Below are 15,173 nucleotides of genomic sequence, written 5' to 3' on the forward strand. Positions count from 1 at the left end.
TCCCTCAGTAGCGGCGAGCGAACGGGGATTAGCCCTTAAGCATCTTGGAAGTTAGTGGAACGGTCCTGGAAAGGCCGGCGATACAGGGTGATAGCCCCGTACACGAAAACAACCTTGATGTGAAATCGAGTAGGGCGGGACACGTGACATCCTGTCTGAATATGGGGGGACCATCCTCCAAGGCTAAATACTCCTGACTGACCGATAGTGAACCAGTACCGTGAGGGAAAGGCGAAAAGAACCCCTGTGAGGGGAGTGAAATAGAACCTGAAACCGTGTACGTACAAGCAGTGGGAGCCCTTCGGGGTGACTGCGTACCTTTTGTATAATGGGTCAGCGACTTACATTTTGTAGCGAGGTTAACCGTATAGGGGAGCCGTAGGGAAACCGAGTCTTAACTGGGCGTCTAGTTGCAAGGTGTAGACCCGAAACCGGGTGATCTAGCCATGGGCAGGTTGAAGGTTGAGTAACATCAACTGGAGGACCGAACCCACTAACGTTGCAAAGTTAGGGGATGACCTGTGGCTGGGGGTGAAAGGCCAATCAAACTCGGAGATAGCTGGTTCTCCCCGAAAGCTATTTAGGTAGCGCCTCGGACGAATACTACTGGGGGTAGAGCACTGTTTGGGCTAGGGGGTCATCCCGACTTACCAACCCCATGCAAACTCCGAATACCAGTAAGTACTATCCGGGAGACACACGGCGGGTGCTAACGTCCGTCGTGAAGAGGGAAACAACCCAGACCGCCGGCTAAGGTCCCAAAGTTCTGGTTAAGTGGGAAACGATGTGGGAAGGCTCAGACAGCTAGGATGTTGGCTTAGAAGCAGCCATCATTTAAAGAAAGCGTAATAGCTCACTAGTCGAGTCGGCCTGCGCGGAAGATGTAACGGGGCTCAAACCAGGCACCGAAGCCGCGGATTCACGCTAAGCGTGAGTGGTAGGGGAGCGTTCTGTAAGTCTGCGAAGGTGTGTCGAGAGGCATGCTGGAGATATCAGAAGTGCGAATGCTGACGTAAGTAACGATAAAGGGGGTGAAAAGCCTCCTCGCCGGAAGACCAAGGGTTCCTGTCCAACGTTAATCGGGGCAGGGTGAGTCGACCCCTAAGGTGAGGCCGAAAGGCGTAATCGATGGGAAGCAGGTTAATATTCCTGCACGACTTGTAATTGCGATGGGGGGACGGAGAAGGCTAGGTGGGCCAGGCGACGGTTGTCCTGGTGAAAGTGCGTAGGTGGTGTTTCTAGGCAAATCCGGAGACACAACACTGAGACACGAGACGAACGCACCACGGTGCGGAAGCCATTGATGCCCTGCTTCCAGGAAAAGCCTCTAAGCTTCAGATTACAAGTCATCGTACCCCAAACCGACACAGGTGGTCGGGTAGAGAATACCAAGGCGCTTGAGAGAACTCGGGTGAAGGAACTAGGCAAAATAGAACCGTAACTTCGGGAGAAGGTTCGCTCTTGATGGTGAAGTCCCTTGCGGATGGAGCTGTCGGGAGTCGCAGTGACCAGATGGCTGGGACTGTTTATCAAAAACACAGCACTCTGCAAACACGAAAGTGGACGTATAGGGTGTGACACCTGCCCGGTGCCGGAAGGTTAATTGATGGGGTTAGCGCAAGCGAAGCTCTTGATCGAAGCCCCGGTAAACGGCGGCCGTAACTATAACGGTCCTAAGGTAGCGAAATTCCTTGTCGGGTAAGTTCCGACCTGCACGAATGGTGTAACCATGGCCATGCTGTCTCCACCCGAGACTCAGTGAAATCGAATTCGCCGTGAAGATGCGGTGTACCCGCGGCTAGACGGAAAGACCCCGTGAACCTTTACTACAGCTTGGCACTGAACATTGAACCTACATGTGTAGGATAGGTGGGAGGCTTTGAAGGCGTGACGCCAGTTGCGCTGGAGCCGTCCTTGAAATACCACCCTTGTATGTTTGATGTTCTAACGCAGGCCCATGAATCTGGGCCGCGGACAGTGCCTGGTGGGTAGTTTGACTGGGGCGGTCTCCTCCCAAAGAGTAACGGAGGAGCACGAAGGTTGGCTAATCCTGGTCGGACATCAGGAGGTTAGTGCAATGGCATAAGCCAGCTTAACTGCGAGACGGACAGGTCGAGCAGGTACGAAAGTAGGTCATAGTGATCCGGTGGTTCTGAATGGAAGGGCCATCGCTCAACGGATAAAAGGTACTCCGGGGATAACAGGCTGATACCGCCCAAGAGTTCATATCGACGGCGGTGTTTGGCACCTCGATGTCGGCTCATCACATCCTGGGGCTGAAGTCGGTCCCAAGGGTATGGCTGTTCGCCATTTAAAGTGGTACGCGAGCTGGGTTCAGAACGTCGTGAGACAGTTCGGTCCCTATCTGCCGTGGGCGTTGGATGATTGAAGGGAGTTGCTCCTAGTACGAGAGGACCGGAGTGAACGAACCTCTGGTGTTCGGGTTGTCACGCCAGTGGCACTGCCCGGTAGCTAAGTTCGGAATCGATAACCGCTGAAAGCATCTAAGCGGGAAGCGAGCCCTGAGATGAGTCATCCCTGACCCCTTGAGGGTCCTAAAGGGCCGTTGGAGACCACAACGTTGATAGGTGGGGTGTGTAAGCGTAGCGATACGTTGAGCTAACCCATACTAATTACCCGTGAGGCTTAACCATACAACACCCAAGAAGTGTTCAGAGACTTGTAGCAGATACCGAGAACGAATAACTAAATCAGCTTTTTCAGATTGAAGATTTTTGCCTGGCGGCAATAGCGCAGTGGAACCACCTGACCCCATGCCGAACTCAGAAGTGAAACGCTGTAGCGCCGATGGTAGTGTGGCATTCGCCATGCGAGAGTAGGACACTGCCAGGCACCCAATTAAACGGTGATGTGAAGAATCACATGACTGGCTGCGAGGATGACACCTCAGAATAAGCGGCAAAAGATTTAGCGAAAGCTAACCGAATGCGGAGCGGTAGTTCAGTCGGTTAGAATACCGGCCTGTCACGCCGGGGGTCGCGGGTTCGAGTCCCGTCCGCTCCGCCACTACTCAAGAAGCCCAGTCTAACGACTGGGCTTCTTTTCGTTCCCGAGACAGCACTCATTTCCCCTTACATCAACATCGCCATCATCTGATCATCGCCCCTGACGGCGGTTGCCGCTATAATGGCCGCCCTCAAGCAAGGTGATGGTATGAAAGCAGAGTATCTACAGCGATTCGGGGGCATAGCCCGTCTTTATGGCCAGCGTGCCCTTGGCTCCTTCAGCCAGGCGAAAATCTGCGTGGTCGGGATCGGTGGCGTCGGCTCCTGGGCGGCCGAGGCGCTGGCTCGGGCCGGCATCAACCAGATCACTCTGATCGACATGGATGATATCTGCATCACCAACACCAATCGCCAGATCCATGCCATGCAGGGCACGGTCGGCCGTCTCAAGACGGAGGTGATGGCCGAGCGCATCCGTGCCATCAACCCGGATTGCGAGGTGATCGAGGTGGATGACTTCGTCACCGCCGACAACCTGGGCGAGCATATCAAGCGGGAGTTTGACTATGTGGTGGATGCCATCGACTCGGTCAAGGCCAAGGTGGCGCTGATTGCCTTCTGCAAGCGCAACAAGATCCCGGTGATCGTGGCGGGCGGTGCCGGCGGGCAGATGGACCCGACCCAGATCACCGTGGCCGACCTGGCCAAGACCATTCAGGATCCGCTGGCCGCCAAGGTGCGCTCCGACCTGCGCCGGCTACACAACTTCAGCAAGAACCCGGCGCGCAAATTCGGGGTGGAGTGTGTCTTCTCAACCGAGCAGCTGAGTTATCCGGATGGCAATGGCGGCACCTGCCAGGCCAAGGCGGCCAGCGACGGCAATATGAAGATGGATTGCGCCTCCGGCTTTGGTGCCGTGACGCCGGTGACGGCCACCTTTGGCTTGGTTGCCGCGTCCCGGGTATTGAAGAAGATTGCCGAGCGCGGGGCCCGTGCCGAGAAAGAGGCTGGAAAGGAAGAAGTAGGGTCGATTGGTGAAGCCTGATCGACCACTGAACCAGGCGGGTTAGACTGCCTGCTCCCGGATTGCCAACACGATAGCTCTGAGCCCGTTGCCCCGCGACGGGCTCAAATGTTTCTCAAGCCCCAGTTCGCTGAAATAGCCCTCCATGTCGAAGGAGTGGATCGCCGCTGCAGGTTGGTGGTTGAGTGCGGCCAGCACGATGACGATAAGGCCCCGCACGATGCGGGCATCGGAATCACAGGCAAAGTGCCAGTTACCATCCTCACCTTTCTCCCCCTTCAGCCAGGCCTGGCTCTCACACCCCTTGAGGCAAAATGCCTCCTGCTGCCATTCGCCGGGTAGCGTGGGTAACAGCTTGCCGAGCTGGATGATGAGCCGGTACTGGTTCTCCCAGCCGTGAGCGGCGGCAAACTGTTGGCGGATGCTGTCAGCATTGGGCTCAAGGCCAATCTGGGTATAGCTTGCGAGGTCACTCATTCGGTTGTCTGCCTTAGAAGAAGTCACTTAACTTGTACAGGGCCGCCAGCAGGGCATCCACGTCATCCCGATTGTTGTAGCAGGCCAGGGACACGCGCATGGTGCCACCGATCCCGAGCGATTCCATCAGCGGCATGGCGCAGTGGTGGCCGACCCGCAGGGCTATGCCCTGCATGTCGAGCAGGGTGGCGGCATCTTGCGGGTGGATGTCGTCCAGCAGGAAAGAGACCGCGCCGGCGCGCTGACCGGGTTCGCCGACCAGACGCAGCCCTGGCACCTGTTGCAGTCCGGCAACCAGATAGTCGGTCAGCGCCGCTTCATGGCTGGCCAATGAATCCTTGTCCTGCTCCATCACAAAGCCGATGGCTGCAGCCAGGCCGATGGCGCCGGCAATATGGGGGGTGCCCGCCTCGAACTTGAAGGGCAGGGTGTTGAAGGTGGTGCCGCTGAAGCTGACCCTGTCGATCATCTCGCCGCCGGCCTGCCAGGGGGGCATCCGTTCCTGCAGTGCAGTGTGACCCCAGAGCACGCCGATGCCGGTCGGGCCATAGAGCTTGTGGCCGGAGAAGGCGTAGAAGTCGCAGCCGATAGCCTGCACATCCACCTCGAGATGGGCCACCGCCTGGGCGCCGTCGATGAGGCTCAGGGCCCCGACCGCCTTGGCCGCTGCCACCATCTCTTTGACTGGATTGACGGTGCCAAGGGCATTGGAGACGTGAGCCACGCTCACCAGTCGGGTACGTGGTCCCAGCAGGGCCAGATAGGCAGCCATGTCGAGATCGCCCCGCTCATCGAGGGGAATGACCCGGATGACGGCGCCGGTACGCTGGGCGACCAGCTGCCAGGGGACGATATTGGCGTGATGCTCCAGGGTGCTGAGCACGATTTCATCCCCCGCCCTCAGCTCGCTCATCCCCCAGCTCTGGGCCACCAGATTGATCGCCTCCGTGGTGCCACGGGTCCATATCACTTCGTGGCTGCGAGGGGCATTGATAAAGCGGGCAACCGTCCCGCGGGCATCTTCGAAGGCGCGTGTGGCCCGGCCGCTCAGGGCATGGGCGGCGCGGTGCACGTTGGCATTGTCGGCCCGATAGTAGTGATTGATCGCATCCAGCACGGCTTGCGGTTTCTGGGTGGTGGCGGCGTTGTCCAGATAGACCAGAGGGTGGCCGTTCACCTCCTGCGCCAAGGCTGGAAACTGGCCGCGCAGCCGGTCGTGCTGTTGCTGATTCATGCTCCCCTCATCTCGTCTGGAAAAGTCGGTCATGATCCGGAAAATGGCCGGCAAACACAAGATGAAGTGGCGGGATCCCGTGCCCGGTTTCGGCTGCCTGCGGGATCTCTGCTACAATGCCGCCCCTCATCATAAGCCAAGAGATCCGGCCCATGAAGCTCAACCCCAATCAGAACGAAGCGGTCAAGTATGTCTCCGGCCCTTGCCTGGTGCTGGCGGGTGCCGGATCGGGCAAGACCCGCGTCATCACCAACAAGATTGCCTATCTGGTACAGCAGTGCGGCTACAACGCACGCAACATAGCGGCGGTCACCTTTACCAACAAGGCGGCGCGGGAGATGAAGGAGCGGGTCGGTCAGACCCTCGGTCGCAAGGAGGCGCGGGGGCTGATGGTCTCCACCTTCCACACTCTGGGGCTCGAGATAATCCGCCGCGAGCACAAGAGCCTGAATCTCAAGGCCAACTTCTCCCTGTTCGACGACACCGATCAGCTGGCGCTGCTCAAGGAGCTTACCGAGGCGGAGCTCGACAACGACAAGGACAAGCTCTCGGCCCTCATCAGCCAGATCTCCAACTGGAAGAACGACCTCATCCTGCCGGCTCGCGCCATGCGCATCGCCCGCGGCCCGGAAGAGGTGCTGATGGCCCAGCTCTACGAGCGTTATCACCGCCAGATGGTGGCCTACAACGCGCTGGATTTTGACGACCTCATCGTGATGCCGACCCTGCTGCTCAAGAGCAATCAGGAGGTGCGCGAGCGCTGGCAGAACAAGATCCGCTATCTGCTGGTCGACGAATACCAGGACACCAACACCAGCCAGTACGAGCTGGTGAAGCAGATCGTCGGCGAGCGGGCCCGCTTCACCGTGGTGGGGGACGACGACCAGTCCATCTACTCCTGGCGCGGTGCCAAGCCGCAGAACCTGGTGCTGCTGAACGAAGATTTCCCCAATCTGCGGCTCATCAAGCTGGAGCAGAACTACCGCTCCAAGCGGCGTATTCTCAAGTGCGCCAACATCCTGATCGCCAATAATCCCCATGTCTACGACAAGGCGCTCTTCTCCGAGCTGGACGAGGGGGTGAAGCTCAAGGTGCTGTTTGCCAAGAATGAGGAGCACGAGGCGGAGCGTATCGCCGCCGAGCTGATGGGCCACAAGTTCATGAACCGCACCCGGTTCAAGGATTACGCGATCCTCTATCGGGGCAACCATCAGTCGCGCATCTTCGAGAAGGCGCTGATGACCAACCGCATTCCCTACCGTATCTCGGGCGGTACCTCATTTTTCTCCCGCACCGAGATCAAGGACATCATGGCCTACCTCAAGCTGCTAGTTAACCCGGATGAGGACACCGCCTTCCTGCGGGTAGTCAACCTGCCGCGCCGCGAGATAGGCCCCACTACCCTCGAAAAACTGGGCCAGTACGCCAACCAGCGCGGCAAGAGCCTGTTTGCCGCCAGCTTCGAGCTGGGGCTGGAGCAACACCTCTCCGGGCGCGGTCTATCCGCCCTGCAGGCCTTCACCAACTGGCTGGTGAGGCTTGGCGATCAGGTGCTGCGCGGCAATCCGGTGGAGGCGGTACGGGACATGATCAAGGAGATCCACTACGAGGAGTGGCTCTATGAGACCTCCCCCAGTCCGAAGGCGGCGGAGATGCGGATGCAAAACGTCTCCACCCTTTATCGCTGGATCAGCGAGATGCTGGAGGGGGACGAGCTGGAAGAGTCGATGACGCTTGCACAGGTGGTTACCCGGCTCACCCTGCGGGACATGATGGAGCGCAACGAAGGGGAGGATGAGGCGGATCAGGTGCAGCTGATGACCCTACACGCCTCCAAGGGGCTGGAATTTCCCTATGTCTACATGGTGGGCATGGAGGAGGGGCTGCTGCCCCACCAGACCAGCATCGACGAGGATAATGTGGAGGAGGAGCGGCGCCTCGCCTACGTGGGGATCACCCGGGCCCAGACCGAGCTGACCTTTACTCTCTGCAAGGAGCGCCGCCAGTTTGGCGAGTCGGTGCGGCCGGAGCCGAGCCGCTTCCTGCTGGAGCTGCCCCAGGATGACCTGGAGTGGGAAAACCAGAAGAAGGTGACGGCCGAGGAGCGCCAGCAGAAGGGGCAGGTTGGTGTCGCCAACCTGCGGGCCCTGTTCAAGAAGGATTGAGGTCGGAAGGCTTGGTCTCTCGAGAAGCCTGACCCAGCAGAGGGGGAATATCGGCTCCCGGCAGCGGGGGCGAGATATGGCGACCTTGCCCGAGGGCGCAGCCAAGCTCGATGAGCTTTTGCAACTGCTGCTGATTTTCGATCCCCTCGACCACCAGGGTGAAGTCGAGGTCCTGGCAGATGTCCCGCATGGCGCGGATAAGCGCCAGATCCTTGGGGGAGTTCAACATGCGATGGGTGAAGCTGTCGTCCACCTTGATGTAATCCACTGGGAAGTGAAACAGGGCGTTGAGGGAAGAGAAGCCGGTGCCGAAGTCATCCAGGCTGACCTGGATCCCTTTCGCCCTCAGTTCATGCAGGGCAGTGAGGGAGTCGGCACTCTGCCGGGAGAGCTCGCGTTCGTTGAACTCAAAGATGAAACATGCGGGGATGACACCCTCCTCCTCCATGATGGTGAGCAGTTGCATGATCTGCTCGTGGCTGGCCAGGTGCTTGCCGGAGAGGTTGATGGCTATCCTGAAACGACCGACCCCGGAGGCGGGTTGCCAAAGCTTCAGTTGCTGGCAGGTGCGCTTGAGGATCTGGCGGTCCAGATCCTGAATGAGGCCGCACTGTTCCGCCAGAGGAATGAAGTCGAATGCATCCTTGAGCTCCCCTTCCTCCGTTATCCAGCGCGCCATCACCTCCAGTCCGACCAGGCGGCTGTCACACAGCCTGATCACCGGCTGGAAGTAGGGCACAATCCGCCCTTCCCGCAAGGCTCTGAAGAGCCGCTCTTCCGGTGACCCCGCCTGTTCGGTACAGGCCTCCGAATACATGACGATGCGGCTGCGGCCGTTACGCTTGGCCTGGTACATGGCGAGGTCTGCCTGGTGCAGCAGTTCACTGACATCGGCCGTTTGCTCCGTCACGTTGGCGACCCCCAGACTGACGGTGATGGTCAGTTCGTTGCCCTGGAGCCGGAACGGATGGCCGATACGGCCAATCAGGCGATTGAGCACGGGGCTGATGTCCTCTTCCCGCTGGCTGTTGTCAAGATAGATGACGAATTCGTCCCCTCCGAGCCTCGCCACCATGTCATTTTGCCGGATGCAGCCTTGCAGCCTGCTGCCCAGCTCCTGCAGCAACTGATCGCCGGCACTGTGGCCCAGGGCGTCATTGACCTGCTTGAAGTGATCCACATCGACGAAAATCAGGGTGAAGCCGGCTGTCTGGTAACGGCGGTAGCGGGTCATGGCATGATGCAGGTGATTCATCAGCAGCGCCCGGTTTGGCAACTGGGTCAGCGGGTCGTGCAGGGCATTGAACTGGAGCCGCCGCTCCAGCTCCTGATGATGCTTGAGCCGTTTCTGCAACCTCAAGTTGGTTTGGCGCAGCTGTTGGAGTCGCTGGTTGATGGACTCCTCCGAGTTGAGCTCATCGAGTTGCTGTCGCACCCTTTTGAGCTCCAGCAACAGGGTCAGCTGATGGCGCAGGAAATCGAGGAACAGCCTGTCATCGGTTTCCAGAGGCCGGGTCATGTTGAGGATGAGGTGGGCAAAGTATTGCTGCTGCTGGCGCAGGGGCAGGCTGTACCAGTAAAGTCCCTCTTCATGGCGCTCTACGCTGTTGGTGCTGTGGCACATGGCCCGAATGATGTCATCGTCGTATGTCAGGTGTGGTGGATAGAGTCGCTCCAGTCGCTGGTTTTCCAGCCGGATCAGCAACATGTCGCTGACCGAGAGCATCTGGCGCAACACAGCTTCCAACTGGGCAAACAGGGCATGCTGAGGCAGGTTGTGAGCCAGGCGCATCACTCGGCCGATCTTCTCGATTTTCTCCTGCCACTGGGGATCCCGCTGCATGAGAGGGGAAGCCTGCCCCGCCAGCTGGGTACCGGTCTGGGTTTCGTGCAGGCGTTTGGCCAGGCACTCCAGCAGCAGCCTCAGGGTGGGTGCCTGATCCGGGGTGCTGCGTGCCAGCAACCACTGCACGTCGATATGCTCCACAGGCTGCACGCACCAGCCCTGACCTTCATCGAGCCGGGTGAGCTGTTCGGTGAGGCGAGGTTCTTCCCGTCCCAATTGTTGCTTGAACACGTCGGGAAGCTGATAGGTGTAGCGCCAGTTCAGCCCCCCGTCGGCCAGCCCCAGCATGGCGAAATGTTGCAGAGGGCAGAGTGTGTCCAGCATACCGACCAGTCGGGCGTAATCCTCGGGGGAGGCAATGCCGGGGGCGGGAAAATCCATGATGGAGGAGACGACCGCCAGCAAGGAGTGCGAGTCTGGCGGTGTGGTGGGCTGAACTGACATGCAACACTCCCGAAAAAACTTACCTTCAAGCGTAGTCGGAAGTGATGGGATTGAAAGGGCTGCAAGAGGAGCCCTTTCAATTACTTAGAGCTTGTCGATCATGTAGTGAATGGCGTTCTCGATCTCTTCGTCACTGCAGGTGGCGCAGGTCCCCCGCGGTGGCATCATGCCAGCCTTGCCGGTGAAGCCTTCGATGGCGTGTTTGCGCAAGGTGTCGAATCCCTGGGCGATGCGTGGCTCCCAGGCGGCCTTGTCACCTCGCTTGGGGGCGCCAGCGGCACCGGTATCATGGCAGGCGAAGCAGGCACCCTTGAACACGGTCTCGCCGTCACGTGGGCCGGAGGAGGCTGCCGCAGGCGCGGCCGCCGCGGTCGCAATGCCTTCCAGATCCTTGGCGGTATAAACCTGGCCAACCGGGGCAATACGCTCGGCGATGGCCTCTGTCGACATGTCATCGGCGGCAAGGACGGCGCCGGACAGAGTGGCGGCCGCCATCCCGGCAGCCAGCAAATAGCTCAGTTTTTTCAACACGCTCATGTACTCCCAGCAGGCTCTTATTATCCCCAGAAAACGACGGGATTATAACCGAATAGTTACAGCCATTTAAACGCTTGTGTGTGAAGTGTTAAGCAATCTGCAAACAAAGTGGCAGAGCGGGAAGGGGTGATGCCACATAAAAAAAACCGGCATGCGCCGGGTTTCGTGAGGCTGAACAAAATAGGGCGCGCTGATTGCCCAGGCGCCCCTCGCGTGTCCTCAATCCCAGTTCAGGATCACCTTGCCGGACTTGCCCGAGCCCATGGCTTCGAAGCCCTGCTGGAAGTCATCGATATGGAAATGGTGGGTGATGATGGGGCTGAGATCCAGGCCAGACTGGATGAGGCTTGCCATCTTGTACCAGGTTTCGAACATTTCGCGGCCGTAGATCCCCTTGATGAAGAGTCCCTTGAAGATCACCTTGCCCCAGTCGATGGCCATGGTGGAGGGAGGAATGCCGAGCATGGCGATTTTGCCGCCGTGGTTCATCTTGTCGATCATGTCCTGGAAGGCGCTGGGTACCCCGGACATCTCCAGCCCCACATCGAACCCTTCGGTCATGCCGAGATCTTCCATGACATCGGAGAGCTTCTCTTTGGCCACGTTGACGGCACGGGTGGCGCCCATCTTGCGGGCCAGTTCCAGCCGGTATTCGTTGACGTCGGTGATCACCACGTGACGGGCGCCAACGTGACGGCAGACGGCAGCGGCCATGATGCCGATGGGGCCTGCGCCGGTGATGAGCACGTCTTCACCCACCAGATCGAAGGAGAGGGCGGTGTGCACGGCGTTGCCGAACGGATCGAAGATGGCGGCCAGCTCATCGGGGATGTTGTCCGGCAGCTTGAAGGCGTTGAAGGCCGGGATCACCAGGTATTCGGCGAAGGAACCCGGGCGGTTCACACCCACACCAATGGTGTTGCGGCACAGGTGGGTGCGACCGGCACGGCAGTTGCGGCAGTGGCCGCAGGTGATGTGGCCTTCGCCGGAGACGCGATCGCCGATGGCGAAGCCGCGCACTTCCTGGCCGACGGCGACCACCTCTCCCACATACTCGTGCCCCACCACCATGGGGACGGGAATGGTCTTCTGGGCCCACTCGTCCCAGTTGTAGATGTGCATGTCGGTGCCGCAGATGGCGGTCTTGCGGATCTTGATGAGCAGATCGTTGTGGCCGAGCTCGGGAGCCGGGACATCAGTCATCCAGATGCCGACTTCGGATTTGAGTTTGGAGAGTGCTTTCATGACAGATTCCTCACGGCGCCATGCCGGGTACAGAGGGTAATAAAATGGGGCCCAACCTTGGCCCCCGTTTTAATCAGCCAGCCATGTGATCAAATCACACCGAGCTCGCGACCGATGCGAATGAAGGCATCGATCGCCTTGTCCAGTTGCTCCCGGGTATGGGCGGCGGACATCTGGGTCCGGATGCGCGCCTGACCCTTGGGTACCACGGGGAAGGAGAAGCCCACCACGTAGATACCGGCGTCCAGCATGCGGCTCGCCATCTCGGCGGCCAGTTTGGCATCCCCCAGCATGACCGGAATGATGGCGTGATCGGCACCGGCCAGGATAAAGCCGGCGGCGCTCATGCGCTCGCGGAAGTAGGCACTGTTCTCCTTGAGGCGGGCACGCAGGTCGTGACCCTCGGCCAGCATGTCGATCACCTTGATGGTGGCCGAGACGATGGAGGGTGCCAGGGAGTTGGAGAAGAGGTAGGGACGGGAGCGCTGACGCAACCAGTCGATCACCTCTTTCTTGCCGGATGTGTAGCCACCGGACGCGCCACCCAGCGCCTTGCCCAGAGTACCGGTGATGATGTCGACCCGTTCCATCACCTCGCAGTATTCGTGGGTGCCGCGGCCGTTCTCGCCGATGAAGCCGACGGCGTGGGAGTCATCCACCATCACCAGCGCATCGTACTTGTCGGCCAGATCGCAGATGGATTTGAGGTCGGCGATGACGCCATCCATGGAGAAGACGCCGTCGGTGGCGATCAGCTTGAAGCGGGCGCCGTCGGCATCGGCCTGCTTGAGCTGGGCTTCCAGTTCGGCCATGTCGTTGTTGGCGTAGCGATAGCGCCTGGCCTTGCACAACCGCACCCCATCGATGATGGAGGCATGGTTGAGGGCGTCGGAGATGATGGCGTCTTCGGCACCGAAAAGGGTCTCGAACAGACCGCCGTTGGCGTCGAAGCAGGAGGAGTAGAGGATGCTGTCTTCGGTGCCGAGGAAGGCGGACAGCTTCTGCTCCAGCGCCTTGTGCTGGTCCTGGGTACCGCAGATGAAGCGCACGGAGGCCATGCCGAAGCCGTGGCTCTCGAGCCCCTGATGGGCGGCGGCAATCAGGTCGGGGTGGTTGGCCAGCCCCAGGTAGTTGTTGGCACAGAAGTTCAGTACCTGCTCGCCGCCCACCGCAATCTGGGCCTGCTGGGCCGAGGTGATGATGCGCTCCTGCTTGTATAGCCCTTCCGCCTTGACCTGTTCGAGCTGTTCGGTCAGGTGACGATAGAATCCGTTAGACATCCTCGGTCCTCATTGCTGTATCGACTGTGTTATCAGGATCCCGGGCCGTGCAACCCGCACAGTTCGGCGTCGTCACGGTCGCGACGAAACGCCGACAGACCCTAGAATGGGCAACATTTTACTGTAATCCCTGCGTATAAATTCAAATTTTTATGCTGATAATCAACAATTGTGAAACAGATCTCACCCGGCTGGTTGGGCCAGTTGGTGATAATGTTGCTCCAGTTGATGTATCTGGGGGGCCACCTGTGGCTGCACGTAGGGGCGCAGCAAAAACAGCACCCGCAAGACCCCCTGGTAGAGCAGGGGTTTGGTGATGCGGGTGGCCGGGGCCTGGGCAATCTGGAACGGGATCCAGCAGGTGACGACCATCTTGATGGTCTGGCCGAGATCCGGCAGGTCTTCATCGCTGACGGCGATGATGCCGCCTTCGCGCAGGCTTCTGAGCAGCGTCTCCACGGTGGCACGGAGCTGCTCCTGTGCCTTGAGGTATTTCTGCTGCAGCAGCTCGTCGCGACTCAGGATGTCCGGCAGATTCGCGTAGAAGAAGCGGAACTGCCACATCAAATAGAAGATGGCATCCAGGTAGCCCATCAGATCCTCCAGCCGGATCTCGCTGCTGCGGATCGGAGTGAAGCTGTCGCTCAGGTGGCGGGCGTACTGATCGAAGATGGAGTGGATGATGTCTTCTTTGTTTCTGAAGTGGTAGTAAAGGTTGCCCGGGCTGATGCCAAGGTGTGCGGCAATGTGGTTGGTGGTGATGTTGCGCTCGCCCTGATCGTTGAACAGCTCGGTGGCGCTGTGGATGATCCTGTCTCTGGTCTTCATCGCTGGTCCCTCTGCCGGGCCCGAAGGGGAAAAGTCATCGAGGTCGAATCCCCTTGCGGCCCGTGATAAACTTTTCGGCAATTTCAAATTGGCCCACTATACACAGCTTTAACAGGCAGTCACACGGGGCCACAACGTACGCGAGGCAAACTCCATGATCGTAGTAACTGGCGGTGCTGGCTTTATCGGCAGCAATCTGGTCAAGCAGCTGAACGCTCAAGGACGGACCGATATCGTGGTCATCGATGACCTGACCGACGGCACCAAGTTCGTCAACCTGGTCGACCTCACCATCGCCGATTACATGGACAAGGACGAGTTCCAGGCGCGGATCGTCTCCGGTGACGAATTCGAGGAGTGGGATGACGGCATCGAGGTGATCTTCCACGAAGGCGCCTGCTCCGCGACCACCGAGTGGAACGGCAAGTTCATCATGGAGGTCAACTACGAGTACTCCAAGGATCTGTTCCACTACTGCATCGAGCGGGAAATCCCCTTCATCTACGCTTCTTCCGCCGCGACCTATGGCGGGCGCAACGACAACTTCATCGAAGATCCCCGGTTCGAGCAGCCCCTCAACGTCTACGGCTACTCCAAGCAGTTGTTCGATCAGTACGTGCGTCGCTGGATGCCGGAGATCAACTCCCAGGTGGTGGGTCTCAAGTACTTCAACGTCTATGGTCCCCGCGAGCAGCACAAGGGCTCCATGGCGTCCGTGGCCTTCCACCTCAATACCCAGGTGAAGCAGGGTGACAATCCCAAGCTGTTCGAGGGCTGTGACGGCTTCCCGGATGGCGGCCAGATGCGCGACTTCATCTACGTGGACGACGTCTGCAAGGTGAACCTCTGGTTCTGGCAGAATCCGCAGCACTCCGGCATCTTCAACTGCGGCACCGGCCGTGCCGAGCCGTTCCAGAACGTGGCGGAAGCCGTGATCAGGCATCACCAGAAAGGCGCCATCGAATACATTCCCTTCCCGGATCACCTCAAGGGTCGCTACCAGAGCTTCACCCAGGCGGATCTCACCAAGTTGCGCGGCGTCGGCTATGACGGCGAGTTCAAGACTGTGGCCGAAGGCGTGGCCGATTACATGGCCTGGTTGAACCGGGCTTGATCCCTCTCTGGCG

10 protein-coding genes, 1 tRNA gene and 2 rRNA genes (1 of these 13 cut by a window edge) are annotated in these 15,173 nt (G+C 59.3%); 6 read left to right on the forward strand and 7 right to left on the reverse strand.

Annotated features, from left to right (window positions below):
* The 4 genes from ACPW74_RS20355 to tcdA all read left to right on the forward strand — a co-directional run.
* A 23S ribosomal RNA gene (locus ACPW74_RS20355) occupies positions 1 to 2,654 on the forward strand (it extends 235 nt beyond the left edge of the window).
* Between the two features lie 84 nt (positions 2,655 to 2,738).
* Positions 2,739 to 2,853: ribosomal RNA gene (rrf, locus tag ACPW74_RS20360) — 5S ribosomal RNA — on the forward strand.
* Between the two features lie 97 nt (positions 2,854 to 2,950).
* A tRNA-Asp gene (locus tag ACPW74_RS20365) sits at positions 2,951 to 3,027 on the forward strand.
* A 147-nt stretch (positions 3,028 to 3,174) separates the two neighbouring features.
* Entirely contained in the window at positions 3,175 to 4,011 is an 837-nt protein-coding gene (tcdA, locus tag ACPW74_RS20370; protein WP_425858456.1) for a tRNA cyclic N6-threonylcarbamoyladenosine(37) synthase TcdA, read from the forward strand.
* Positions 4,012 to 4,032: 21 nt separating this feature from the next.
* Here tcdA and ACPW74_RS20375 read toward each other — a convergent pair whose 3' ends face one another.
* A complete protein-coding gene (locus ACPW74_RS20375; protein WP_201922642.1) occupies positions 4,033 to 4,467 on the reverse strand; it encodes a SufE family protein in 435 nt (144 codons plus the stop codon).
* A gap of 13 nt (positions 4,468 to 4,480) precedes the next feature.
* Positions 4,481 to 5,701 (reverse strand): aminotransferase class V-fold PLP-dependent enzyme, encoded by a 1,221-nt coding sequence (locus tag ACPW74_RS20380; protein WP_425858457.1) that lies wholly within the window; start codon positions 5,699 to 5,701, stop codon positions 4,481 to 4,483.
* 152 nt (positions 5,702 to 5,853) lie between these two features.
* Here ACPW74_RS20380 and rep point away from each other — a divergent pair, with 152 nt between their 5' ends.
* The gene (gene rep / locus ACPW74_RS20385) at positions 5,854 to 7,866 is read left to right on the forward strand and encodes a DNA helicase Rep (RefSeq protein ID WP_257707592.1); all 2,013 of its coding nucleotides are present in this window, start codon (positions 5,854 to 5,856) and stop codon (positions 7,864 to 7,866) included.
* On the opposite strand, the gene ACPW74_RS20390 is transcribed toward rep, so the two are convergent.
* The 5 genes from ACPW74_RS20390 to ACPW74_RS20410 form a co-directional block, all read right to left on the reverse strand.
* Positions 7,853 to 10,156, reverse strand: a complete 2,304-nt coding sequence (locus tag ACPW74_RS20390) for a putative bifunctional diguanylate cyclase/phosphodiesterase (protein WP_200163706.1) — start codon at positions 10,154 to 10,156, stop codon at positions 7,853 to 7,855. The genes rep and ACPW74_RS20390 overlap by 14 nt on opposite strands.
* Positions 10,157 to 10,240: 84 nt before the next feature.
* The gene (locus ACPW74_RS20395) at positions 10,241 to 10,693 is read right to left on the reverse strand and encodes a c-type cytochrome (protein WP_039041132.1); all 453 of its coding nucleotides are present in this window, start codon (positions 10,691 to 10,693) and stop codon (positions 10,241 to 10,243) included.
* A gap of 219 nt (positions 10,694 to 10,912) precedes the next feature.
* Positions 10,913 to 11,938, reverse strand: a complete 1,026-nt coding sequence (tdh, locus tag ACPW74_RS20400) for an L-threonine 3-dehydrogenase (RefSeq protein ID WP_010672427.1) — start codon at positions 11,936 to 11,938, stop codon at positions 10,913 to 10,915.
* A gap of 89 nt (positions 11,939 to 12,027) precedes the next feature.
* Entirely contained in the window at positions 12,028 to 13,218 is a 1,191-nt protein-coding gene (locus ACPW74_RS20405) for a glycine C-acetyltransferase (protein ID WP_043155657.1), read from the reverse strand.
* A gap of 183 nt (positions 13,219 to 13,401) precedes the next feature.
* Positions 13,402 to 14,046: a TetR/AcrR family transcriptional regulator gene (locus tag ACPW74_RS20410; protein WP_010672429.1), complete on the reverse strand. Its 645-nt coding sequence runs from the start codon at positions 14,044 to 14,046 to the stop codon at positions 13,402 to 13,404.
* 154 nt (positions 14,047 to 14,200) lie between these two features.
* Between ACPW74_RS20410 and rfaD the strand changes: the two genes are divergently transcribed.
* The gene (rfaD, locus tag ACPW74_RS20415; RefSeq protein WP_039041134.1) at positions 14,201 to 15,160 is read left to right on the forward strand and encodes an ADP-glyceromanno-heptose 6-epimerase; all 960 of its coding nucleotides are present in this window, start codon (positions 14,201 to 14,203) and stop codon (positions 15,158 to 15,160) included.
* The last annotated feature ends 13 nt before the right edge of the window (positions 15,161 to 15,173 follow it).

The sequence above is a fragment of the Aeromonas sp. INTO2 genome (genome assembly GCF_049860605.1).
GTDB lineage: Bacteria > Pseudomonadota > Gammaproteobacteria > Enterobacterales > Aeromonadaceae > Aeromonas > Aeromonas caviae.